General features: G+C 34.5%; 25 protein-coding genes. 6 read left to right on the plus strand and 19 right to left on the minus strand.

Going from position 1 to position 23464, the window contains the following annotated elements; genetic code table 11:
• Positions 1-56: 56 nt before the first annotated feature.
• Both JNUCC80_RS05075 and JNUCC80_RS05080 read right to left on the minus strand, forming a co-directional pair.
• Complete coding sequence (locus JNUCC80_RS05075; protein ID WP_454152794.1) at positions 57-1931, minus strand: FtsX-like permease family protein; 1875 nt, start codon at positions 1929-1931, stop codon at positions 57-59.
• A gap of 14 nt (positions 1932-1945) precedes the next feature.
• Positions 1946-2704, minus strand: coding sequence for an ABC transporter ATP-binding protein (locus JNUCC80_RS05080; RefSeq protein ID WP_454152795.1), 759 nt, complete (start codon positions 2702-2704; stop codon positions 1946-1948).
• A 191-nt stretch (positions 2705-2895) separates the two neighbouring features.
• On the opposite strand from JNUCC80_RS05080, the gene hflX reads away from it, so the two are divergent.
• Positions 2896-4164: a GTPase HflX gene (gene hflX / locus JNUCC80_RS05085; RefSeq protein WP_454152797.1), complete on the plus strand. Its 1269-nt coding sequence runs from the start codon at positions 2896-2898 to the stop codon at positions 4162-4164.
• Positions 4165-4191: 27 nt separating this feature from the next.
• Here hflX and JNUCC80_RS05090 read toward each other — a convergent pair whose 3' ends face one another.
• The 7 genes from JNUCC80_RS05090 to JNUCC80_RS05120 all read right to left on the minus strand — a co-directional run bounded on the left by JNUCC80_RS05090 (position 4192) and on the right by JNUCC80_RS05120 (position 10237).
• Positions 4192-5445 (minus strand): ABC transporter permease, encoded by a 1254-nt coding sequence (locus JNUCC80_RS05090; protein ID WP_454152798.1) that lies wholly within the window; start codon positions 5443-5445, stop codon positions 4192-4194.
• On the minus strand, positions 5438-6337 hold the full coding sequence (locus JNUCC80_RS05095) for an ABC transporter ATP-binding protein (protein ID WP_454152800.1): 900 nt from the start codon (positions 6335-6337) through the stop codon (positions 5438-5440). The genes JNUCC80_RS05090 and JNUCC80_RS05095 overlap by 8 nt, the downstream gene beginning before the upstream one ends.
• Positions 6338-6437: 100 nt before the next feature.
• Positions 6438-7091 carry an amino acid ABC transporter permease gene (locus tag JNUCC80_RS05100; protein WP_454143952.1) on the minus strand — a complete coding sequence of 218 codons (654 nt, stop codon included), beginning with the start codon at positions 7089-7091 and terminating at the stop codon, positions 6438-6440.
• 17 nt (positions 7092-7108) lie between these two features.
• Positions 7109-7750: an amino acid ABC transporter permease gene (locus tag JNUCC80_RS05105; RefSeq protein WP_454152801.1), complete on the minus strand. Its 642-nt coding sequence runs from the start codon at positions 7748-7750 to the stop codon at positions 7109-7111.
• On the minus strand, positions 7747-8571 hold the full coding sequence (locus tag JNUCC80_RS05110; protein ID WP_454152802.1) for a transporter substrate-binding domain-containing protein: 825 nt from the start codon (positions 8569-8571) through the stop codon (positions 7747-7749). The genes JNUCC80_RS05105 and JNUCC80_RS05110 overlap by 4 nt, the downstream gene beginning before the upstream one ends.
• Before the next feature lie 13 nt (positions 8572-8584).
• Positions 8585-9322, minus strand: a complete 738-nt coding sequence (locus tag JNUCC80_RS05115; RefSeq protein ID WP_454152803.1) for an amino acid ABC transporter ATP-binding protein — start codon at positions 9320-9322, stop codon at positions 8585-8587.
• A 207-nt stretch (positions 9323-9529) separates the two neighbouring features.
• A complete protein-coding gene (locus JNUCC80_RS05120; protein ID WP_454152804.1) occupies positions 9530-10237 on the minus strand; it encodes a C40 family peptidase in 708 nt (235 codons plus the stop codon).
• Positions 10238-10431: 194 nt separating this feature from the next.
• Between JNUCC80_RS05120 and JNUCC80_RS05125 the strand changes: the two genes are divergently transcribed.
• A complete protein-coding gene (locus JNUCC80_RS05125; protein WP_454143942.1) occupies positions 10432-10638 on the plus strand; it encodes a DUF2187 domain-containing protein in 207 nt (68 codons plus the stop codon).
• Between the two features lie 30 nt (positions 10639-10668).
• Here the strand turns inward: JNUCC80_RS05125 and JNUCC80_RS05130 are convergent, their stop codons facing one another.
• The 3 genes from JNUCC80_RS05130 to JNUCC80_RS05140 form a co-directional block, all read right to left on the minus strand.
• Positions 10669-11283, minus strand: a complete 615-nt coding sequence (locus JNUCC80_RS05130; protein ID WP_454152805.1) for a hypothetical protein — start codon at positions 11281-11283, stop codon at positions 10669-10671.
• 123 nt (positions 11284-11406) lie between these two features.
• Entirely contained in the window at positions 11407-12723 is a 1317-nt protein-coding gene (gene brnQ, locus JNUCC80_RS05135; RefSeq protein WP_454152806.1) for a branched-chain amino acid transport system II carrier protein, read from the minus strand.
• A 19-nt stretch (positions 12724-12742) separates the two neighbouring features.
• Positions 12743-13711 carry a hypothetical protein gene (locus JNUCC80_RS05140; RefSeq protein WP_454152807.1) on the minus strand — a complete coding sequence of 323 codons (969 nt, stop codon included), beginning with the start codon at positions 13709-13711 and terminating at the stop codon, positions 12743-12745.
• A gap of 447 nt (positions 13712-14158) precedes the next feature.
• On the opposite strand from JNUCC80_RS05140, the gene nrdH reads away from it, so the two are divergent.
• From nrdH to nrdF, 4 genes are read left to right on the plus strand one after another with little or no spacing between them, the layout of a single operon-like run.
• Positions 14159-14392 (plus strand): glutaredoxin-like protein NrdH, encoded by a 234-nt coding sequence (gene nrdH, locus JNUCC80_RS05145; RefSeq protein WP_454152808.1) that lies wholly within the window; start codon positions 14159-14161, stop codon positions 14390-14392.
• Entirely contained in the window at positions 14389-14757 is a 369-nt protein-coding gene (gene nrdI, locus JNUCC80_RS05150) for a class Ib ribonucleoside-diphosphate reductase assembly flavoprotein NrdI (RefSeq protein ID WP_454152809.1), read from the plus strand. Before nrdH ends, nrdI begins: the two co-directional genes overlap by 4 nt.
• Positions 14747-16912: a class 1b ribonucleoside-diphosphate reductase subunit alpha gene (gene nrdE, locus JNUCC80_RS05155; RefSeq protein WP_454152810.1), complete on the plus strand. Its 2166-nt coding sequence runs from the start codon at positions 14747-14749 to the stop codon at positions 16910-16912. Before nrdI ends, nrdE begins: the two co-directional genes overlap by 11 nt.
• A 36-nt stretch (positions 16913-16948) precedes the next feature.
• Positions 16949-17929 (plus strand): class 1b ribonucleoside-diphosphate reductase subunit beta, encoded by a 981-nt coding sequence (gene nrdF / locus JNUCC80_RS05160; protein ID WP_454152811.1) that lies wholly within the window; start codon positions 16949-16951, stop codon positions 17927-17929.
• 24 nt (positions 17930-17953) lie between these two features.
• Here nrdF and JNUCC80_RS05165 read toward each other — a convergent pair whose 3' ends face one another.
• The 7 genes from JNUCC80_RS05165 to JNUCC80_RS05195 all read right to left on the minus strand — a co-directional run bounded on the left by JNUCC80_RS05165 (position 17954) and on the right by JNUCC80_RS05195 (position 23454).
• Positions 17954-18757, minus strand: coding sequence for a hypothetical protein (locus JNUCC80_RS05165; RefSeq protein WP_454152812.1), 804 nt, complete (start codon positions 18755-18757; stop codon positions 17954-17956).
• A gap of 210 nt (positions 18758-18967) precedes the next feature.
• A complete protein-coding gene (locus JNUCC80_RS05170; protein ID WP_454152813.1) occupies positions 18968-19477 on the minus strand; it encodes a hypothetical protein in 510 nt (169 codons plus the stop codon).
• 80 nt (positions 19478-19557) lie between these two features.
• Entirely contained in the window at positions 19558-19926 is a 369-nt protein-coding gene (locus JNUCC80_RS05175; RefSeq protein ID WP_454152814.1) for a DUF1634 domain-containing protein, read from the minus strand.
• Position 19927: 1 nt separating this feature from the next.
• The gene (locus tag JNUCC80_RS05180; protein WP_454143924.1) at positions 19928-20770 is read right to left on the minus strand and encodes a sulfite exporter TauE/SafE family protein; all 843 of its coding nucleotides are present in this window, start codon (positions 20768-20770) and stop codon (positions 19928-19930) included.
• Positions 20767-21312 carry a hypothetical protein gene (locus JNUCC80_RS05185; protein WP_454143922.1) on the minus strand — a complete coding sequence of 182 codons (546 nt, stop codon included), beginning with the start codon at positions 21310-21312 and terminating at the stop codon, positions 20767-20769. Before JNUCC80_RS05185 ends, JNUCC80_RS05180 begins: the two co-directional genes overlap by 4 nt.
• Positions 21313-21529: 217 nt before the next feature.
• On the minus strand, positions 21530-22243 hold the full coding sequence (gene deoD / locus JNUCC80_RS05190) for a purine-nucleoside phosphorylase (protein WP_454152815.1): 714 nt from the start codon (positions 22241-22243) through the stop codon (positions 21530-21532).
• A gap of 17 nt (positions 22244-22260) precedes the next feature.
• Entirely contained in the window at positions 22261-23454 is a 1194-nt protein-coding gene (locus JNUCC80_RS05195) for a phosphopentomutase (protein ID WP_454152816.1), read from the minus strand.
• Positions 23455-23464: the final 10 nt, after the last annotated feature.

The following is a 23464-nucleotide window of genomic DNA, read 5'->3' on the forward strand; positions in this document are numbered from 1 at the left end:
CAAAACTGTAAGATATCCACAAAATAAAAAAGCCAACGTTTTTCGTTGGCTTTTTATTATTGTCTTTTTCGTAAGACGATTGAGCGATAAATTGATAATGTTAGTAAGTAGTATAAGAAATATAATCCAAGGAAGATAATAATTGGCATCCAAGCCATACCATAGATTCCAGGAACTAATGTTTCAAATAATTTGAGTCCAAATAACATATGGATTAATCCCAGTAAACCTGGAAGTGTGAATAAGACTGCTAATTCCTTAGCAATTGATTTGGTCATCACTGAACGACGAGCACCAATTTTATCAAGCATTTGGTAACGTTGTTTATCTTGATGTGCACCACTTAAAATTTTGAAAATCAAAATTGAAGCAAGCATAGTCAAGAACGCAACACCCAAGAAAATACCTATAAATTGGAAACTTGATAAGAATGAATTCACATTTTTGTAATAACTAATTCCTTGACCACCAACTTGATTATTGGCCATACCACTGCGTGACTCAACATCTGTTAAATGACTTGATTGTAAATTATCAATATCAGTTAGTGTCCGCCAGTTTTGACGCATACCACCTGTTGTTTTAATTAACTGTACGGCATGTTCCTCAGCTGGAATGCTGTTAAAGGTAGCTTGATCAACATAATTGTATTGAACATCACTTGGAATCTCAAACCCACCAGCCCAAATCTGATTATCTGGATGAATAACATTGTAAGCTGATGAAATAAAATTATTAATATCGTTTTTAGCTTCTTCACCTTGTTGAGTAACTAATCGATAAGCGGCTCGTCCACTATTGATAGATTTTTCATTATCAAAAGTTTTCATCTTAACAGATTGGCTACTTGACTCGCTAGCTAAAGCATAAACATTTTTACCATCAACTTTGTAGTGGAAAGTACTTTGTTCTTGAATGGGTAATTTTGACACTGCTTCTTTTACGCTGGCTTCGTCACTATAGATTGCTGTGTCATAAAAGGCGGCGTTTTCTGTATTATCAAACGCCATATTACGCATTGATAATGACACTGTAATTGCACCAACTGCCATCGCAAATAGAATGGAAACAACTGATAAAATTCGGGTATAATCAGTAATTCTAAATTTCAATTGATTAATTGTAAAGTTGTTAAGTCCACGATGATTCAAACTTTTCCATCGTCTCAATGCATCGATTAAGACTGTAAAGAATGATTTGAATACTAAAAATGTCCCCAGTACAACGCCAATTAACGCAATCCAAAAACCAAATGTTGAATATTTAGTAATATTGAACATCATATAGTAAGCAACAGCTAATGCGCCAATCCCGATAATTGCTTGTAGTAATAGCAATGCTTTGTTACGACGGTAGCTGACAGGTTTTTGATCACCTTTTAATAGTGACAAAATAGGAATAGTTGATAATTTAATTCTATTGAATAAGGCTGCTAGGAAGAAGAGCACAAAGAAGAATAAAATTGTCCATAATACGGCTGGAATGTGTAGCCCTATAAAGCCGTTAATTGATAGTCCTAAGTTGCTAACTAATATTCCAGCAACTGTTTGAGTCGCAAAAACACCGATTATTGAGCCAACAACGGTTGCTAAAACACCTAAAAATAAAGTTTCCACAAAAATCAAGTTTCCGATTTTCGAACTGTTAGCCCCTAGCATCATGAATAAGCCATAATCTCGTTGCCGCATGCTAAGTAAGAAACCATTGGCATAAATCACATAGACTAAGGTAATAATGGCAAGCAACACATCACCAATAATAAATAAGCTTCCGATTGTTTTAACTGTTGGATTTTGATTCAAGAACTCTGGATTTGTCGAAAGTGACAAGAACATGTAGAAGATAGCACTTGTCACAATTAGACCAGAGAATAAGACGAGATAGTCTTTGAATCGACTTCGTAATCCTGATAATGCTAATTTGAATAACATTTTAACTCTCCTTCTTACTGTTCGTAGGTTCCTAGTGTTTGAATAATTTCTTGATAGAAATCTGAACGTGAGTTTCGACCACGTCTTAATTCACGGTGAATTTCACCATCTTTAATAAATAAAATACGCTGTGCATAACTAGCTGCTGCTGCATCGTGAGTCACCATCAAAATTGATACCGCATCTTGTTCATTCAGTTGTTGCATTGTATTCAATAGTTCTTTTGCACTTTTTGAATCAAGTGCACCTGTTGGTTCGTCTCCAAATAGGATTGAAGGTTCATGAACTAACGCACGGCTAGCTGCCACACGTTGTTTTTGCCCACCTGAAATTTCTGATGGATATTTATCTAAAATTTGGAAAATACCTAATTTTTTAGCAATTTTTTCAACTTTTGGTCTAATCTTTCTTGATGAAACATTTTGTAATGATAATGGTAATGCAATATTTTCGCGGCAAGATAAGTTTTCAAGTAAGTTGAAGTCTTGGAAGATAAATCCAATTTCACGTCCACGAAAATCTGCCATCCCATTTTTTTGAAGTTGCGTAATATCTTGATTGTTGATGTAGATATGACCACTTGTTGGTTTGTCTAATGTTGACAATAAGTTTAGTAAAGTTGTTTTACCTGAACCTGATGCCCCCATAATTCCGATGAATTCACCTTTATCTACTGAGAAGTTAATATCTTTTAGTGCTTGGTATTTTTTTTCGTTACGTTTGCCGTAAATTTTATTTATATTTTGTACTTTTACAATTTGGTCGTTTGACATTTTATTAGCCTCCTAATTTTTTTACATGATAATCATACCATTCACATTACTTTGAATACATTTATTTACCTTACAAATTAATCAAAAAAACTTACAAAATTGTAAGATAGTGACTTTTTAGCGTTTTATTCGCTTTTTTTCGTTAGATTAGTTATGATGAGAATACTAAAATTAATAGACGAGGTGACTTAATGCTCACAAATAATATTGAAAAAACTAAAGTTGTCGTTGCTGGTGTTGATGCACAAAAATTCAATTTTGATTACGCAATTTCAGAACTGAAAGAACTGGTTTTTGCCAACAACATGACAGTAGTTTCAACTATCACACAAAAACTAGATAATCCTGTTGCAGGGACTTACTTTGGTAAAGGTAAACTAGAAGAATTAAAACAATTATGTGAACACAAAGATGTCCAAACTGTCGTTTTAAATGATGAATTAACGCCCACTCAAATTCGAAATATCGAAAAGATAACCGAACTAAAAGTGATTGACCGAACTGAGTTAATTCTAGAAATTTTTGCTCAACGTGCCAAAACAAAACAAGCAACCTTGCAAGTTAACTTAGCTCGCTTACAGTACGCTTTACCTCGTTTGCACCCTTCAGAAAACACACTTGATCAACAACGCGGTGGTTCAGGGTTTGCTAACCGTGGTGCTGGTGAAACTAAACTTGAAATTAACCGTCGAACAATCCAAAAAGAAATCACCCGAATTAAGCGCCAACTTGAAGAAATTGAACAAACAACACTTACTCAACGCAAGGAACGTCAAAAAAGTGATTTACCTAAAGTTGCTTTAGTTGGGTATACTAACGCGGGCAAATCTTCAACAATGAACGCTTTGATTAAAGCATTCACTAAGAATCAGGAGGATAAGGCTGTTTTTGAAAAAGACATGTTGTTTGCCACACTTGATACGAGTGTTCGTCATATTCGTTTGCCACATCATCGAGAATTTATTTTGAGTGATACTGTTGGATTCGTTAGCCGCTTACCTCACAACCTGGTTGAAGCGTTCAAAGCAACGCTACTTGAAGCTAAAGAAGCTGATTTAATCGTACAAGTTGTCGATTACTCAGATCCTAACTACCGAGAAATGATGGCTACTACCGCAGAAGTGCTAAAAGAAATTGGCGCTGATAAAATTCCAATGATTTTAGCCTTCAATAAAGCTGATAAAACAGATACCCCTTATCCTCAGATTAACAGCGATGAAATTATCTACTCAGCAATCGAAAAGCCATCGATTTTGCAATTTTCAGAATTTATCCAAAAACAAATTTTCAAAGATTACGAAACTGTTGATTTAATTATTCCTGCTACAGATGGTAAGACTTTATCTTATTTACAAGGAAAAACGGAAATTATTTCACAAGAAATTAAAGAAGCTGATTTCTATATTAAAGCTGTTATTAATCCAAACGATAAAATTTGGTTGAAAGATTATCTCAAATAAAAAAACTCACCTTAAAAGGTGAGTTTTTTATTTAACTTGATTTTCACGTTTAATGAATTTAATTGAGTTCGCTAAGCGTTTCCAAACTGATTGGTCGCTATACATCAGAACATTTGACGCATATAATTTTCCACCGAAGTAAGTGATTAATATCAAAAATACGACTGAAATCAGAAGAGACGCTATTCCCAGCCCCATACTCATGAATCCCATTCCGATTTTAGCAGGAGCTAAAAATGATGAAACTAGTGGTATATAGGATAAAAACTGGGTAATAATATTATTGCCACTCATCGAGTATATCGCTGCTAAATAACATATTAAAATAATATAACTTAGAGGTGCTACCATTTTAGGCCCATCTTCTGCTTTAGATGATAAAGATCCTAAAATAGCTGCGATAACAATAGTATAAATGATAGCCACTAACATAAATATGATAACAGACATAAAGAAAGGTGTTGCAATGACTTCATTAATAATAAAACTTCCAATTTCATTATCTTTAAAATAGGTTAAGCCAATCGCTGCAAGAATGCCATAAAAACCAACATAAACGGCAACCATCATTATCACTCCGATGATTTTGCCGTAGAAGTGTTGCTTAGCAGGTGCACTTGAAACAAGTACTTCCATGATTCGAGTGCCTTTTTCCGAAGCAATTTCTTGTACAACAATATTAGCAAAAGCTATCACAATAAAAAACAAGATAATTACAGAGCCCATAGCAACAAAATTATAAACTGATTTCTTAATCTCAGGATTAGATAGTGCTTGTGCCAGCGTTTCAGCATCATTGATATCCTTAAACTGAACCGTTGCGGGCTGGCTCAAAGTCGCTAATTGTTGATCTGAAATGCCAGCTTGCTTAGCAGTTAAATAACTTTGAGCTTGTGTCACAATTCCCGATAGTTTTTGTAGAATCTCATTATTAGCATTGTCAGTCATAATTGTTAAATTGTTGACTTGGTCAAAATCCACATAAGCCTGTATTTTTTTATCTTTTAATTCTGTTTTAGCTTCATCAATCGAACCAACTGGTTGAAAATCTTGATTAAAGGATTTTAATGTTTCTTTTGTTTGTTCATTTGTTGCAACAACAGCAATTTTTGTGGATTCATTAGGCTTTGAATCTGATTGGGACATCGAACCCGCTGTAAAAAATCCGACACTTGCTGAAAGTACAAATACTAATATCGGTAAAATAATCATAATCCAAAACGAAATAGTTTTGGCATTTTTCATAAACACATTACGTGCAATAATCCATGTTTTATTCATTTGGTGCACCTGCTTTCATTCTAAAGATTTCTTCAAGTGTTGGTGGTTGTTGATTAAACATTGGAATATAACCATTTTTTGTTGCTAAATCAAAAATAGCTTTTCCTGCTTTTTCATCTGTTAAAACAACTTCTAACACACCATCTTCATGAACGAATGCATTTTTTACACCTTCGACGTCTAAAACATCCTGCGGTGTTAAATCAGATTCTAAAAAGATTCTCGTACGTCCAAATGAACGACGGATTTCAGATACCTTACCTTTTAGAACTGTTTGACCACTCTTTAGCATAATTAAATGATCACAAATCTGTTCAACGTTATTCATATTATGACTTGAGAAAATAACGCATGCCCCTTGTTTTTTCAGTTCTAAAATACCATCTTGCAAGATTCCTGCATTGACAGGATCAAGTCCACTGAAAGGTTCATCTAAGATAACAAGTTTTGGATCATGCAATAATGTTGCAATCAATTGAACCTTTTGTTGATTTCCTTTAGATAACTTTTTCAGTTTGTCTTTTTTATTTCCTTTGACTTGAAATTTTTCCATCCAGTAATCAATTTTAGGTTCGATTTCTTTACGTTTTTTTCCTTTTAATTCGGCAAAAAAGATTAATTGATCACGAATTGATAGTTTGGAATATAATCCTCTTTCTTCAGGTAAATATCCGATAATATTATAATCGTCAGCACTAATTTCTTGACCGTTCCAGAAAATTTGACCTTCACTTGCTTTTAGAAACTTTAATAGCAAACGGAAAGTCGTGGTTTTTCCAGCCCCATTTTGTCCAATTAACCCCATAATTTGACCCTCTTCAATTTTGAAAGATAGGTCTTGGACAGCTGTAATGTCACCAAATGCTTTGGTTACATTTTTAAACTCCAACATAATTGTGTAACTCTCTTTCCTATAGATATATTAAAAACACGTTCATCTTACCATAGAACGTGTTTTTTGATTGGAACATTAATAATATATTTAAAAATCTTTAATTTTTTAACCGACGATCAATGAATCCTGCAAATAGTGACAATACATAGTTCACAACGAAGTAAGTTACCGCCACTAAAATGAAAATTGGAATCATGTAATTTGTATCTTGTCCATAAATCACCTGTGCTCTTTGCATCAGGTCTGGCAATAAGATAATCGTTGCAAGTGACGTATCCTTAACTAATGAGATAAACTGACTCACAATTGGTGAGATCATTTTTTTCAATCCTTGTGGAAAAACGATATATCTCAACGTTTGTAAGTAAGACATCCCATTAGAACGAGCGGCTTCAGTCTGCCCTTTATCCACAGCTTCCAGTCCAGATCTAAAAATTTCAGCTAACATAGCAGACTCAAAAATTGTAAATGCAAAAATTGCTGCTGAAAATGTACTAAATCGAATACCGATTTGTGGTAATCCAAAGTAACTGAAAAATATAATTAATAGTAATGGCAAATTACGCACGATATCAACTAAGAATCCGACAAATGCGGATAATTTAGGGACTCGACTATAACGAATAATGCCAAGTATTGCACCAAATATAAAACTTAAAATAATTGAAATTACAGAAACTTGAATTGTAATCCACAATCCTTGTAGCAAGTAATTTAAATTAATCCAAGTATAAGCTCCTGACCAGTTCATTGACTCACTCCTTCCACTTAGTTAGTTATTTTCTTTTCTAAATGACGCATGTAGTAACTCAATGGCATCGTCAAAATAAGATATAGTACACCAATAATTAAATAGGTTTGATTAGTTTGGAACGTTGTAGAAGCAATACTGTTAGCTTGATACATCAAGTCTGCCCCTGCCACAAACGCTAAAATACTAGAGTTTTTAACTAAGTTAATAAACTGGTTACCTAAAGGCGGAATCACCACTTTAAACGCTTGAGGTAATACAATGTACCACATCGCTTGCAAATAACTCATACCGTTAGAGCGAGCGGCTTCCATCTGTCCCTTGCCAATACTCAAAATACCAGCTTTAACAACTTCAGCGATGAAGGCTGAAGTATAAATCGTTAACCCGATACTTCCAGCCATGAATCCATCAATTTTGATAATATACATTGGAATCACAATATAAAAAATCAAAACAATTACTAATAATGGAATGTTACGGAAAATTTCAACATAGGCTTTTCCAATAAAACGTAATAATCGATTAGGACTGATTTCAAAAAGGGCAAATATTGTTCCTAAAATCAAACTACCAACTAACGCAATTAAACTAGAAAGAATCGTATTGAATAGTCCTGTCATTAACTGTGGTAAGTGTTCTTGTATAATCGTAATCATTTAACTTGGCTCACCTCAAATCCTGGAATTGATCCAAACCATTTGTTGACCAATTGGTCATAACTACCGTCTGATTTGGCTTGTGTCAGTGCTTTATTCAATCGATCCACAAAGTCTTCTTGGCCTTTGTTAGCTGCAATTCCATATGGTTCTGTTGTAAAGGCACCACCCACTACTTCGTAATCAGGGTTATTAGCAACTAATCCATATAAAATACCGTTATCTGAAGTCAACGCATCCCCTTGACCTGATTTAAGTGCCGTAAAGGCTTGAGCTAAATCACTTAATTCTAAGATATTAGCCTCTGGAGCTGCTTTTTTAACATTCACAACAGAGTTCGACCCTTGCATTCCTAAAACTGTCTTAGAACTGTCTAAATCTTTCACACTTTTTACTGGGCTTCCCTTTTTCACTAAAAGAGATTGTCCGGCATTAAAATAAGGTTGCGTAAAATCGAGTTGTTTTTGTCGAGCAGGTGTAATTGTCATCGTTGAAATCAAAGCATCAACATTTCCATTTTTCAGCATTGGAACTCGGCTTGAACTAGTTACAGTTGCAAATTCAACTTTTACATCATCACCAAATGCTTTTTTGGATAACAGTTGTGCTAAGTCATCTTCAAATCCTTCATACTGACCATTTTCAACATTAATTAAACTAAATAACTTTTGGTCACCTTTGACACCCCAGGTTATCGTTTTAGTTCTTTCAACTCTTTCAACAACGCTTTGCTGTGCTAAACTTTGTCCACAAGCGGTCGTTAATAATCCTAGGACTAAAATAACACCTAAAGCGCCTAATTTTTTGAGTACTTTTGGCATACTTTTCACACTCCTAATGACCAATAACTTTACTTAAAAATTGCTGTGCACGCGGTTCTTTTGGTTTTTTGAAAAAGGCTTTTGGATCATTTGAATCTTCAAGAATCTGACCACTGTCCATAAAAATGATTCGATCGCCAACTTCTCTTGCAAATCCCATTTCATGCGTAACCACAATCATTGTCATATCTTGACCTGCTACTTCTTTCATAACATTCAAAACATCACCAATCATTTCAGGATCCAGTGCACTTGTCGGTTCATCAAACAAAATAGCCTTTGGTTTCATTGCAAGTGAACGCGCAATAGCAATTCTTTGCTGTTGTCCACCAGATAATTGTGAAGGATATTTATTTGCTTGGTCTTTTAAACCAACCATTTCTAGTAGTTTTAATGCTGTTTGTTCTGCTTTTTTTGCATCTTCTTTTAGTACGATTCGAGGGGCTAGTGTAATATTTTCTAAAATTGTTTTATTAGCGTATAAGTTAAAGTGTTGGAAAACCATCCCAACATCTTTTCTTAATTTGTTGATATCGACTTTAGGGTTGGATAAATCATGGCCATCAACAATTAATTGACCTTCGTTAATTTCTTCGAGTCCATTCATCGTTCTAAGTAGTGTACTCTTCCCTGATCCAGAAGGTCCTATAATAGAAACAATTTGTCCTTGATCAATATCTAAATTGATATTTTTCAATGCTTTAAACTCTCCATATGATTTCCCAACGTTCTTGAAGCTAATCAATGACATTTTGTTACATCCCTTTCTATCTCTTACCAAAGCTCAAATTAACATTGGCTTAAATTATCATGTTACTCACATCATTATACTATAAAATACTAATGTTTACATAATTTTACATAATTATTCGAATTGACTATAAAAAAAAGACCGCAACAGCGGTCTTTTTAAAACTTTTCAACATTAAATTTAAATTATATATATTTATTAGCGATATTAAAGTACACGTACACCGAATGAAGGCATGAAGTATGATGAAATACTTGAAGTTTTAACACCTTCACCTGGTTGAGGTGCATGGATGTATTTACCGTTTCCAATGTATAAACCAACGTGGTATGAGTTTCCTTGGCTACCCCAGAATACTAAATCTCCAGCTTGTAATTGTGATACTGATACTTTGCGTCCAGCTGATTCTTGAGCTACTGTGTAACCACCAATTTGACGACCAGTTGCTTGAGCAAATACATATTGCATTAAACCTGAACAGTCAAATCCAGCAGGAGTTTTTCCACCCCATACATAAGGAATTCCACCTTGTGCTTGAGCCATGTTAATAACTGATTGTACTTGACTTGATGCAGCTTGAGAAACAGCACCTGCATCCACAACGTATTGACCTTTAACCCATTGGTTGTTTCCTAAATCGTACCATAAGTTGCCTTGGTAGTCGTAAGTTTTGTTTGTTACTTTCCATTGTGAACCATGTGGTAATGTTTGGCCTGTTACACTTCCACCTTGGTAACCATTCCAAACGGCTACAGAGTAACCTGAAACATAGTTGATTTGAACAGTTTGGTTAACTTCAGCAGCTTGTACCTGTTGGTTAGCGTCATTGTCCATACTATTTACAGCTGCTACTCCGGCAATTCCAAGAAATGCTGCTGATGTAATTGTTGATAGTCGTTTAGTAAAGTTCTTCAAAAGTGAATCCTCCGATAATTGTTTTTAAATTTAATGTTTGATTTCTTAATTGATGAATTCATTATATCTAAAGAATGTTTCAATTATGTTACAGAGATAATCCGATAGTATTACAATTATTATCATTGAAATTACAACTCAAGTTTATTATCTTATATAGTATGTGTTAAAATTCATAAAAAGGATGGATGAATATGGATAAAGAAAAACTAGCCGTTGGCCAAAATGTTAAAGCAAAAGTTGAAGAAGATATGAAAAAGCCATTTTCAGGCACAATTGAAAAGATTTATGAAAATTCAGTTATGTTAACAATTACTGATAACGATAAAGAAGACGACAACAATGTTATGGAACTAAACAAGAAAATTATCGTAAACCTTAAAAACATCAAGTTAAAATAAAAAAAGACTAGCCAGTGGCTAGTCTTTTTTTTAATAGATAACTTGAACATTAGCGTATAAGATTCCTGCTGATGGAATAGCATAGTTTGGCATCGCAACATCTAATTGACGAGGATTACCGTAAGCAAAACCACCAGTATCATTTACCGTACGGTACCATACAGTACCATCAGATAATGTAATCTTTAATTTAGTTCCTTTTGGAAATACTGACAAGTTAGCAGCAACACCGCTGTAACCCATGTTTGAGCCTAAAACTTTTGGATCATAAAAACTTAGTTTAAATGTTCCTTGATTTGAAGTTTGTTCAGCAGCTTGAGAAACAGCCGCTGCATTTTGAGTATAACGACTGTTAATCCATTGGTTAGCACCCAGGTCATACCACAAGTTACCACTTGTATCTGTTGCTGTATTCGTCACTTTCCATGTTGTTCCATGACTTAAATATTGTCCAGTTAGTGACCCTTCAATGTATCCGTTCCAAACGGCAATACCATATCCAGGTACATAATTAACTGCTACATTTTCGCCTTTTGAGGCAGCTTGTACGTTGTTTGATTGTGTTGGTTTTGCAATAATAACCATTAAAACCGCAATCAAACTCGCAAAAATCGTTTTAATTGTCTTATTGTTTAAATTTTTCAAGGAAATTCCTCCGAAATAATGTTTTTGTTTTTTTATTTTAAATAACAGAATCCATTGTAACGAACGAATGTAACAAACAGGTTACAAAACCCCCTTTAAACAATTACAATTATGTAACAATCGCTAACTTTTCGATTTTTGTAGCCTAATTAAGGCTATAACGTAACCTAAAATTGCTGGCAATAACCATCCAAAACCCATTGACCCAAGTGGAATATATTGATTAATAAAATCAAATTGACCACCAGGATTTGATAATGCCAACACATTGCAAATAATTGGCAATATCGCAAACGCAACAGAAAATCGATAACAGGCTGCTTGATTTCCAAATTTTGGTGAAATAAACATAATGAGAATCAAAATAAAAACGATGGGATAAACAAAGTTCAATAAATAGTTGGAATACATCAAGATGAAATTCAAGCCAAACATGGCAATCACAAATGATGAGATTGCACTCGCTTTATTGAAGTAACCCGAATTTATTCTAGGATAAATCTCGCTCAATCCCTGTTCAAAGGAAGACATCAAGCCAATCGCGGTTTTTAAAGTTGCAGAAATTACAATAACCATCAACAATAGTCCACCTGCATCCCCTAAGTAGTGATGAACAACTTTAACTAAAATTTGACTACCGTTTGTCATCGGATTCATAATAGCCAAGCTAGTTGCACCCAAATAAACTAATCCAAAATAAACAAATGTAATCAAAACTACTGCTACTAGACTACTTTTTAGACTTTCTATGGCCAACTGTTTAGCATCACTTATTCCAAGATTTTGATAAGCTTTAACAATAATAAATCCAAAAATGACCGAAACCAATGCATCCATCGTGTTGTATCCATCTAAAAATCCTTGAAGCATCGGGTTAGTCTGATAAGTTACGTTAAGCGGCTGGATTGGATCACCCATTTTAAGAATAAATACTAATCCAAAAACAATGGCTAATGTTATCAATAATAATGGTGTGAAAATCTTTCCAACAATGTTGACAATATTACGTGATTGTTGACTTAATCGATACACAATCACAAAATACCCTGCTGTGTATATTGCCATTACGAGCAAATAATATTGTTCAGGTATAAAGCTACCTAATCCCATTTCAAACGATACGCTAGCTAACCTAGGTAATAAAATCAGCGGTCCAATCACCAAATAAAGTAGCGTCCCAAATAATTTTCCAGGAATGGGCGCTAATTTGGTCATTAATTTTTTGAAATGGTATGTTTGACTTAAACATAAGCTTGCAATTCCGATTAAAATAAAACCACAATCAGATAAAATAAAGCCTAAAAAGGCTGGCAGATAATTAGACTGTGCTTGTTGACCTAAAAAAACAGGGAATATTAAATTCCCTGCTCCAAAAAAAAGACCAAAAGTCATTAAACCAATCAGCAAAGCTTGCTGAATTGTTACTTTTTTTGTATTCATTTTTTTACCTCTAAGAATTTTATTGAATGATTGGTAACTTGTCTCCTGCATAAAAGACTGACGTAATGAAATGACCATATAAGGGCATCACAACTTTAATTTTTTGGTCTTTTTCTGCTAAATCGCCAACTTGTGTGATAGTTAGCGTTTGACTATAATCTGTATGATTTTCTATCTTTTTAGAGTCAATCGCAACTTTAAATTTATTTGTAATGTCATCATTATCTTGATTGTAAACTTTAAAATCTAAAGCTTCGATATTTTCACTAGATGTATTAAAGTGATAAGTAAACGGCTTTTCTTTTGAAATTTCAGAACGAGTTAATTCAACATTTTTATGTTTAGTTAATTGACTATCTTGTAGCGCTTTTTTTGAAGCCATCATATATTGAGGGTTATCAAAACGGTAACTAATCGTTTTTCCTGCATTTTTCTTCATGAACTCAGAATCATTAATTAAACGATCCTTGTCAAAGTTAGTCCCTGTTAGCACGCGTACTAACCCTTGATTACGATAATTCCAATCGCTGTTAAAATTTGTCCCGTTATAGGTCAACGTTTGTCCTTCTGAATCTTCAAATATTAATGTTGCATCATCTGAAAAAGAATCAATATAAAATGGTGTTTTGATTTCTAAAATATGTCCTGCAGAAATGTCTGATGGGATTTGTATCTGTCCAGCACTATGTTGATATAGCATACCACCTTCTTGCGAGGTATAGGCCATTTGATCTGTGTGATTTTTAGTCTTATCAAAATATAAATCAGGTTGCAATGACTCTTGCCCTAATTTAGTTAGATGATAGGTTAAGTTCTCTCCTGATTTCAAACTGTCATTAGTTCTAGCTTTTGTGTACATATCACTAACGACACTTTTCTTTTGATGAGCAGCCACAAATCGAGAACCTTTGTAGGCACCAAACATCACAACTAATACAATCACTAGTAAAGATGTCGCCTTTAAAACTGATACTAAAAACTTTTTCATATATTATAAACTCCCTCAATTTAGCACTCACATAAAATTATAAAATAGATAACAAACTAAAGTCTAGCTATTATCTACTTTTGTCTCATTTATTTATGGTATCTTTTGATATCCGTATAAACAGGTTGACATTTACCAAAAATTTTACTTAAATTTACTATTGTGGCTCAGCACAAAAGTCATTATTTTACAGATGCAATTAATTAAAATTTTTATCTAAACTCTGTAAAGATATTGGGATTACCTTTTGATGTCTGTCAACCTTTTTTTATTCAAATTATTGCTTGACTTTAGACGGTAATCATCGCACAATCTGCATCATGAGGTATTGAGTTACCTTGTTCCCCACAATATATTGTGGGGTATTTAATTTTCAAAATACACTTTCAAATGGCCATTATTGTCGCATTTAATGGGCATTTAATAATTTCTAGGGGGATTTTTATCATGACAGAATCAATCATGTACACAAAAAACAACTGCATGCAATGCAAAATGATGAAACGTTTGCTTGCTCAAAAAGGTATCGAATTTAAAGAAATTAATGTCGACGAAGATGCAGTAGCTTTAGAAGAACTTAAAGCACAAGGTTACCGTAGCGTACCTGTTTTCTTTTCACCTGATCAAGACCCTATTGTTGGTTTTGCACCTGACAAAGTGAAGGATTTGGTATTATCATGAAATTAGTTTTTTATACATTAACTGGACAAACTAGACGATTCATGAAAAAACTAGATCTCCCTTCTTACGAAATTAGCGATGAAGATCCTTTTCATGAAATGAATGAACCTTTTATTTTAATTGTGCCGTCATACGAACTAGAACTTGTCGAAAGTATTCTAGAGTTTTTAGATTACGGCTCAAATGCTGAAAATCTAGTCGGTGTTGCGGGTGGCGGTAACAAAAACTTTAACCACCTTTACTTACATACGGCTAAGAAAATCTCTGAACACTATGATGTCCCAATTATTTTTGATTTTGAATTTAATGGCACCAATAAAGATGTTGAAGAATTCAAGAAAGTTGTGAAAGAATATGAGTCTTAAAGATTTAAACATCAGTGACATTTCTTATTTTGTTTTGAACAACGAAGTAAACCGTCCTGTTGATAATCAAATCCCACTTAACAAAGATCAAGAAGCCCTTAAGGCTTTCTTCCACGAAAACGTTATCCCTAACGTTAAACAATTTAATAACTTAAAAGAAAAACTAGATTTTCTAATCAAACATGACTACATTGAAGCTGAATTTCTAGAAAACTATTCTCAAGATTTTCTAGAAAAACTACATAAAAGAATGGAAGATGCTCATTTCCGTTTCAAATCTTTTATGGCAGCTTACAAGTTTTATAACCAATACGCTTTAAAAACTAACGATGGTGCTTATTATCTTGAGACCTTCATCGATAGGGTCTTTTTTAATGCCCTTTATTATGCAAATGGTGATGAACAATTAGCTGAAGCACTTGCTGATGAAATGGTTAGCCAACGTTACCAACCTGCAACACCTAGTTTTCTAAATGCTGGTAAAAAACGTCGTGGTGAATTCGTTTCTTGTTTCTTAATCCAAATGACTGACGACATGAACAGTATTGGCCGTGGAATTAATTCAGCACTTCAACTATCACGAATTGGTGGTGGGGTTGGAATCGCACTATCAAACTTGCGTGAATCTGGTGCCCCAATCAAAGGAATCGAAGGCGCTTCTAGTGGTGTTATTCCCGTTATGAAGTTACTTGAAGATTCATTCTCTTACTCAAACCAATTAGGCCAACGTCAAGGTGCTGGTGCAGTTTACTTAAATGTTTTCCACCCAGACATTATTCAATTTTTATCAGCTAAAAAAGAAAATGCTGACGAAAAAATCCGTGTTAAAACACTTTCACTAGGTGTTGTCGTACCCGACAAATATTACGAACTTGTGCGCACTAACCAAGATATGTACTTATTCAGTCCTTACGATGTTGAACGTATTTATGGTGAACCTTTCTCATACGTTGACATTACAAAAGAATATGACAATATGGTTCAAAATGATGAAATTCGCAAATATAAAATTAAAGCTCGTGAACTTGAAAATGAAATTTCAAAACTTCAACAAGAATCAGGTTATCCGTACATCTTAAATGTTGATACTGCTAACCGTGAAAATCCTGTTGATGGTAAAATCATCATGAGTAACTTGTGTTCTGAAATCCAACAAGTTCAAACACCTGCTATTCTAAATGACAAGCAAGAATTTGAACAAATGGGAACAGATATCAGCTGTAACCTGGGCTCAACAAACATTGGTAACTTAATGACTAGTCCTGACTTTGGTAAATCTGTTAAGACTATGACACGTGCGTTGACTTTCATTTCAGATACTTCAAATATTGAAGCTGTTCCAACAGTCGCAAAAGGTAACAAACTAAGTCATTCTATTGGACTTGGCGCAATGGGACTACACTCATTCTTAGCTAAAGAGCACATTCACTATGGTTCAAAAGAAGCGTTAGAATTTGTGGATACTTACTTCATGCTACTAAACTACTGGACTTTAGCTGAAAGTAATCAAATTGCTCGCGAAAGAAAACAAACTTTCCACGATTTTGAAAAATCAACTTATGCAACTGGTGAATACTTTGATAAATATCTTACCCAAAGCTTTGCACCAAAATCAGACCGTGTTAAACAATTATTTGATGGCATTATGATTCCCTCACAACAAGATTGGCAAGATTTAAAAGAAGCTGTTCAACAAGACGGTCTTTACAATGCTTATCGTTTAGCGATTGCACCTACTGGTTCAATTTCTTACATTAACGATACTAGCGCTAGTCTTCACCCAATCACACGTCTGATTGAAGAACGTACAGAGAAGAAAAACGGTAAACTATACTTCCCTGCACCTCACTTGGATAATGAAACAATTAACTACTACACCTCAGCTTATGATACCGATATGCGTAAAGTGATTGATACCTATGCTGTTGCTCAACAACATATTGATCAAGGGATGAGTTTAACACTATTCTTACGTTCAACTATTCCAGAAGGATTGTATGAATGGAAAGAAGAAGAAGAACAAACAACTCGTGACTTGAGTATCTTACGTAACTACGCCTACTACAAAGGTATCAAATCAATTTACTACGTTCGTACTTTTACTGACGACTCACAAGAAGTTGGTTCTAACGAATGTGAAAGCTGTAGTATTTAAAAATAAAAGTCTAAAAACCCCTATGGAGATGATATTTTGGAAAAAGTAGATAACTATTATCAAGCTATAAACTGGAATGAAATTGAAGATACGATTGATAAAGCCACGTGGGAAAAGCTAACCGAACAGTTTTGGTTAGATACACGTATCCCTTTGTCTAATGACTTAGATGACTGGCGTACACTTAAACCTGTTGAAAAAACAGTTGTCGGACATGTTTTTGGTGGTTTAACACTACTTGATACACTTCAATCTCAAGACGGTATGGCTAAACTTAAAGAAAGTGTTCGTACTCAAAAAGAAGAAGCTGTATTAAACAACATTCAATTTATGGAATCTGTTCATGCTAAAAGCTATTCTTCAATCTTCAGTACTTTGAATACTAATGAAGAAATTCATGAAATTTTTGATTGGACAGATCACAACGAATACTTACAGAAAAAAGCTAAGTATATTAATGAGATTTACCAAAATGGCTCACCTCTTCAAAAGAAAGTTGCCAGCGTTTTCCTTGAAACATTCTTATTCTACTCTGGATTCTACACACCACTTTACTACTTGGGTAACAACAAGCTAGCTAACGTGGCTGAAATTATCAAATTAATTATTCGTGATGAATCTGTTCACGGTACTTACATTGGTTACAAATTCCAACTTGGATTTAACGAATTAAGTGAAAAAGAACAAGAAGAAATGCAAGACTGGATGTACGACTTATTGTACAAACTTTACGAAAATGAAACACTTTACACACAAGATCTTTACGATGAAATCGGCTGGACAGAAGACGTTATGACTTTCCTTCGTTACAATGCTAACAAAGCTTTGATGAACTTAGGTCAAAACCCACTCTTCCCTGATACTGATGAAGATGTTAACCCAATCGTGATGAATGGTTTATCAACCGGAACATCAAACCACGACTTCTTCTCACAAGTTGGTAACGGTTACCTATTAGGTCACGTTTCTGCTATGAGAGATGACGATTACAACATCGGTTTAGATAACGACAAATAATTACCAAACAAAAAACATACTCAATTATTTTTGAGTATGTTTTTTTATTTTGCTTTTAAAATTATTAACCAAAAATCCAGCTAGAAGAAAATAATAAGGTAAAAATTGGATCACATATCGTCCTCTTCCTGATTCAAATAATGATAAAAAGATAAAACCGCCTAGCACAGTCAGTGTAAGCCAATCTGTCGACAGCGATATCGTTTGCCTTCTTAACAGGTTAATGACTGAACAGGTTACGATAATCCAAAGAACTAACCATATGACTTGTGCAACCCACTTAATAACAGCTGTTTTTGACCCTTGACCATACAAAAATTCTCGTAAATTATTTTTTTCACTGTTAGCTTTTGAAGGGGTATCATTGACGATTTTTCCGCCACCTTCTTCATACCACCCCAGTGTGCCATCATTAAAAGTAATCGCATTTTTATATTTTAAAAAGTCAATGTAACCATCCCATCCTCTGTCAGTAACTCTCTGAACAAATTTATCCATATTCTTTTGTGAACGCTCGCTATAACTTTCAAAAGAACGTGTAAAATCTTGATCGGGTTGATTCCACCATCCTTTTTCAGAGGCTCCTATAGCTAGATAATGAGTCATAGGTGTCGCCAGCGTACTATTATATGCCACGATGGTTTGAACCTGATTGATTTTTTTAATGCCGTAAAATCCAGCTAAAAATCCCACTAGTACACATCCTAGCAATTCGATTTTAAACAAGCTAAAACGGCGTGTTTTAAGCAAATTAATCGCACTAGCTAGCAAGAATGCAATAAAGAAAATGACTGAAGAGGCTTTAGTATAGTAACTAACTGATGCCATAAGACCTGCTACAACTACTAGCAATGCACAAAAAAATTTTTGACTTTGGTAATGCTTCGCTAATAAAAGTAGCACAATGGTTAATAGTGCAGGCAGTAGTGATAATGTGTCTGAATACGGAACCACTGATAATGGTGAAAAGGTGAAATAGATTGAAAATAATCCCACCGAAAACAGTGCGGCTATTGATGAGAGTAGCTTTTTAGCAATCTAGGCAAATAACAAACTAGCTATCAGAATAACCATCATATTCATTCTATCGAGTGCCAGCCAGCTTAATTGTCTACCAAACAAATTAGTTACAATGTTTGTGAACTGGTACATATACATCGTCATCATGTTATTAGGATTATAAGAAAAATAGTTAGGATAAACGTCTCCATTTCCGGTTATCCATTGAAAAATTGTCCAAGGATCCCATCCTTCTATATCCAACGCTACTTCGTGAATCAAAAATAATTGCCATACAAAAGCAATACCAGTTATTCCAAAAACAATATACCAATAAGCTTTAGTAGTTAAACGCGCTTGCCTGAATTTGATGGCAAGTAAAACTATCCCAGCTAATAAAATTACCAAAAACAAAGACACTATCATCGTCAGTTTTCCCGGATAAGGTAAACTCTGAAATTGTGCCATTATTTTTGGTAAAAAGTTAGCAATATAAATAAGTATAATTAATAAAATAAAAAATCTAACACTACGATATACTCGTGGCAAGATTAATCCCCCCTAATAATAATTATGAAGTCCCCCTCCATAATATTATTAAAGACCTCTTAGGGCGATTTGTCACGGGTTTATTTGCCTAGGTAACCAACAATCATTGAAATAATTAAAATAAACAATACGATTGAAGTTATCCACATATATAAATAATCTGATTCTTTGAAAAAGGCATAAATTGAAATAACAACTCTTAAGACAGGTGTTAAGATCAACAATAAGATTCCTAGTGCCATCACTGCATAGGGTTTTAATGCAACTGATCCCATGAAGACCTCAGACAAACTAGCTGGCATGTTATTGTCTGCGTAACCACTGTTACCTTGAATTAACAGCAATAAAACACCTAGCGCCATCACAATCGCTGCAATAATGACACCCACTCTTAAAATCTTACCTATTAAAAGTTCAACATCTTGCATTTCTTTTTGTTTGTCGTTCATCTTACATCACCCCGAATCCTTTAAGTGCCATCTGAATTCCCATATATAAAATAATTGGAATAAAGATCATTCTGATTACTTTTGGTTTTAAATGAACCATAATACGAGACCCAATCATAGCACCTAATAAAATGCCTAATGCCAGTGGTGCTGCAATATCAAATCGCATTGACCCATTAAAGAAATAAACAGTCGCGCTGGCTGCAGCTGTAACTCCCATCATCAAATTACTAGTAGCTGTTGAAGGTTTTAGTGGCATTTTCATAATTGTATCCATTGCAATCACTTTAAAAGCACCACTACCGATTCCAAGCAATCCACTTGCAAATCCTGCACCCGTCATCATAGCAAATCCACCAGGAACATTTTTAACTGCATATGAGACTTCTTTTTGAGCTTGATGGTCATAGTACTGGCCATTCAATTTTAGCTTCTTAGACCACTTATCATCTTCATTTTGAACAACATTTTTTTGTTTGTTACGTAATTTGCGATACATATTGTAAGCTGAATAAACAAGTAGTAGCCCAAATAGAACTGACAAGAAGCTAGAAGGTACCAGTCCCGTTAAGACTGCTCCAATAATTGCCCCTGTTGTAGTAGCCAACTCTAAAAACATGGCAACACGAAGATTTAATAGCTCATCTTTCAAATAAGCAACGCTAGCTCCAGAACTTGTTGCAATAACAGCAATAACACTCGCACCAATCGCGTACTTAATATCTAATCCTAAAGCAATGGTTAAAAATGGGGTGATAATCATTCCCCCACCAATTCCAAGAATTGATCCTAAAGTTCCGGCAACAATTCCAACCAGCATCATCAGCAAAACTTGTGTAATCATTTTTTAGCCTTCTTTGTTGTTTTTTTAGTCGACTTTTTCGCCGTTTTCTTTGTTTCTTTTTTAGGTTCTGCTTTTTTTGGTTCTTCAACTTGATAATCTTTAACTAATTGAATTTGTGTCTCAATCCAAGCAATCATTGGCTCTTCAAAACTTTCTTCATTAGCAATAAAATCATCAGCTGTTGCTAATTGATCAATTCTAAATCCTGACTTGTTTAAAAAATCTGAACTAGCTGTCATATAAACAGCAACTTCACGGTTGTCTTCTTCTGTCATAATTTTAGTGACCTTATCAACATTCTCATATGGTAAATTAACAATTCCTGTCTCAACTCCCACAGTTAGAGGTCTACGACCTTCTAGGTGAAGTTGATGTTGTGACATATAGCCAGAATTAAGATTTTCTGCAACATCCATCAGAGTTTCGTGAACAAATTTTTTAAGTTTTGTTTTGTTTAATTCACTACGTTTCATTGTAGTTAATTGTTTTTGATATTTATCTTCTTTTATCAATTCGACAAAATTTAATACGTTCATTTCCAATTGAACAACCCTACTTTATTTGTATTATTAATAAGTTGGCATCCCTGTCACCAAAACAACTTATCGCAATATTCACAATACCCTACGACTATCAGATATGCAAATTTTGTTTGTGAAATTTTATTTGAAAGACAAAAAATAATTACTCAAGATAACACTTTTAAATTTAGCCAATAAAAAAAGCCCTATAACAAATATAGGACTTTTTTGTTTTATATTATTGAGCTTGGATAGCAGTTTCAAGTGCTAGTTCTACCATTTTACCAAAACCTTCTTGGCGTTCATCTGAACTAGTTTGTTCACCTGTGATTAAGTGATCACTTACAGTCAAGATACCTAACGCACGGCAGTTGTATTTTGCGGCTAGCATGTATAATGCTGGAATTTCCATTTCAAGACATAATAGGTTGTATTCATGTAATTTGTCTTTGTTCATTTCGTCATTGTAGAAACGATCTTCACCAAATGTATTCCCAACATGATAAGTTAAGCCTTCTTCTTCAGCTAACTCAACAGATTTACGTAATAAACCAAAATCTGAAATAGGTGCATAGAAAATACCATCACCAAAAGTTGTACGGATAATGTTTGAATCTGTACTTGCAGCTTGTGAAATAACGATGTCACGAACTTTAACTTCTTCACGAATAGAACCTGTTGTTCCGACACGAATTAAAGTTTTAACACCGTAATCGCGCATTAATTCATTAGCATAGATACTCATTGAAGGCATTCCCATTCCTGTTGCTTGAACAGAAATTTCAACACCTTTGTAAGTTCCTGTGTAACCGAATGTGTTACGCACACTGTTATATAGTTTTGCATTTTCTAAAAAGTTTTCTGCGATAAATTTAGCACGCAATGGATCTCCTGGTAGAAGTACAATTGATGCGATTTCGCCTTTTTCAGCTTGAATATGTGGTGTTGCCATAGTATTAATCCCCCGTATTATTTTAATTGGTTTAAAAAGCTTGTCCCGTGTTCTGTTCCTTTAACGTCAAAGTTGTCTAAAATTGTTTGACCTAAGTCAGAAAATGTTTGACGTGTACCCAAATCTTGACCACCCATCAATGATGGACTGTAAGCAAGTAATGGTACAAATTCACGTGTATGATCAGTTCCCTTAAATCCTGGATCATTACCATGGTCCGCTGTAATCATTAGCAAATCATCTTCTTTAAGTAAAGGTAGTAATTCACCTAGTCGATGATCAAAGTCCATTAAAGCATCCCCATAACCTTGAATATTACGGCGGTGGCCATACATCGCGTCAAAATCAACAAGGTTCGCAAATAAGAATCCTCTGAACTCACGGTCACTTAACTCAATCACTTTGTCCATACCATCCATATTACTTGTTGTATGGAAGCCTTCAGTAATTCCTTGGCCACTAAAAATGTCTTCTGTTTTTCCAACAGCAATCACTTCATACCCTGCTTCTTTTAAGCGGTCTAAATCAGTTGGTTTTTCGGGTAATAACGCATAGTCATGACGATCACTTGTACGTTCGAAATTATCCTTGTTTGTTCCAACATAAGGACGTGCAATTACGCGACCAATACGATAAGGTGCATCAATTGTAATTGAACGCACATAACGGCAAAGATCATGCAATTCTTCAAGCGGCATAATAGCAGTATTAGCTGCAATTTGTAAAACAGAATCACCTGAAGTATACACAATCAAATCACCTGTCTTGAGTTGATGTTCACCGTATTCTTCAATAACTTCTGTTCCTGAGTAAGGCTTGTTTACAATTACTTTGCGTCCGCTGTAATCTTCAATTTTTTTGATTAATGCATCATCAAATCCATCAGGGAAAAAGCCAAGTGGTTCAGTCACAGGTAGACCCATCATTTCAAAGTGTCCATCCATGCTGTCTTTTCCAACCGAAACTTCTTGCATCTTACCAAAGCTTGCTAAGGGGCTTGCGGCAATTGGGACATTAGCAATTGGATTGTCTGGTCTAATGTTTGATAATCCTAATTTTTGTAAATTTTTTAGTTCAAAGTGACCTTGATAGCCACTTCCAATATGACCTAAAGTATCGGCACCTTCATCGTCATATTTTTGTGCATCGAGCGCTTGTCCAATTCCAACGGAATCAAGCACAATAACAAAAACACGTCTAAACTGAGTCATGTATTGGCCT

The sequence above is a fragment of the Holzapfeliella sp. JNUCC 80 genome, assembly GCF_053667655.1.

Bases quoted from the DNA above. Each gene is read 5' to 3' on its own strand.
- JNUCC80_RS05075 (WP_454152794.1), bottom strand. From the start codon at position 1,931: ATGTTATTCAAATTAGCATTATCAGGATTACGAAGTCGATTCAAAGAC.
- JNUCC80_RS05080 (WP_454152795.1), bottom strand. From the start codon at position 2,704: ATGTCAAACGACCAAATTGTAAAAGTACAAAATATAAATAAAATTTAC.
- hflX (WP_454152797.1), top strand. From the start codon at position 2,896: ATGCTCACAAATAATATTGAAAAAACTAAAGTTGTCGTTGCTGGTGTT.
- JNUCC80_RS05090 (WP_454152798.1), bottom strand. From the start codon at position 5,445: ATGAATAAAACATGGATTATTGCACGTAATGTGTTTATGAAAAATGCC.
- JNUCC80_RS05095 (WP_454152800.1), bottom strand. From the start codon at position 6,337: ATGTTGGAGTTTAAAAATGTAACCAAAGCATTTGGTGACATTACAGCT.
- JNUCC80_RS05100 (WP_454143952.1), bottom strand. From the start codon at position 7,091: ATGAACTGGTCAGGAGCTTATACTTGGATTAATTTAAATTACTTGCTA.
- JNUCC80_RS05105 (WP_454152801.1), bottom strand. From the start codon at position 7,750: ATGATTACGATTATACAAGAACACTTACCACAGTTAATGACAGGACTA.
- JNUCC80_RS05110 (WP_454152802.1), bottom strand. From the start codon at position 8,571: ATGCCAAAAGTACTCAAAAAATTAGGCGCTTTAGGTGTTATTTTAGTC.
- JNUCC80_RS05115 (WP_454152803.1), bottom strand. From the start codon at position 9,322: ATGTCATTGATTAGCTTCAAGAACGTTGGGAAATCATATGGAGAGTTT.
- JNUCC80_RS05125 (WP_454143942.1), top strand. From the start codon at position 10,432: ATGGATAAAGAAAAACTAGCCGTTGGCCAAAATGTTAAAGCAAAAGTT.
- brnQ (WP_454152806.1), bottom strand. From the start codon at position 12,723: ATGAATACAAAAAAAGTAACAATTCAGCAAGCTTTGCTGATTGGTTTA.
- JNUCC80_RS05140 (WP_454152807.1), bottom strand. From the start codon at position 13,711: ATGAAAAAGTTTTTAGTATCAGTTTTAAAGGCGACATCTTTACTAGTG.
- nrdH (WP_454152808.1), top strand. From the start codon at position 14,159: ATGACAGAATCAATCATGTACACAAAAAACAACTGCATGCAATGCAAA.
- nrdI (WP_454152809.1), top strand. From the start codon at position 14,389: ATGAAATTAGTTTTTTATACATTAACTGGACAAACTAGACGATTCATG.
- nrdE (WP_454152810.1), top strand. From the start codon at position 14,747: ATGAGTCTTAAAGATTTAAACATCAGTGACATTTCTTATTTTGTTTTG.
- JNUCC80_RS05165 (WP_454152812.1), bottom strand. From the start codon at position 18,757: ATGGCATCAGTTAGTTACTATACTAAAGCCTCTTCAGTCATTTTCTTT.
- JNUCC80_RS05175 (WP_454152814.1), bottom strand. From the start codon at position 19,926: ATGAACGACAAACAAAAAGAAATGCAAGATGTTGAACTTTTAATAGGT.
- JNUCC80_RS05180 (WP_454143924.1), bottom strand. From the start codon at position 20,770: ATGATTACACAAGTTTTGCTGATGATGCTGGTTGGAATTGTTGCCGGA.
- deoD (WP_454152815.1), bottom strand. From the start codon at position 22,243: ATGGCAACACCACATATTCAAGCTGAAAAAGGCGAAATCGCATCAATT.
- JNUCC80_RS05195 (WP_454152816.1), bottom strand. From the start codon at position 23,454: ATGACTCAGTTTAGACGTGTTTTTGTTATTGTGCTTGATTCCGTTGGA.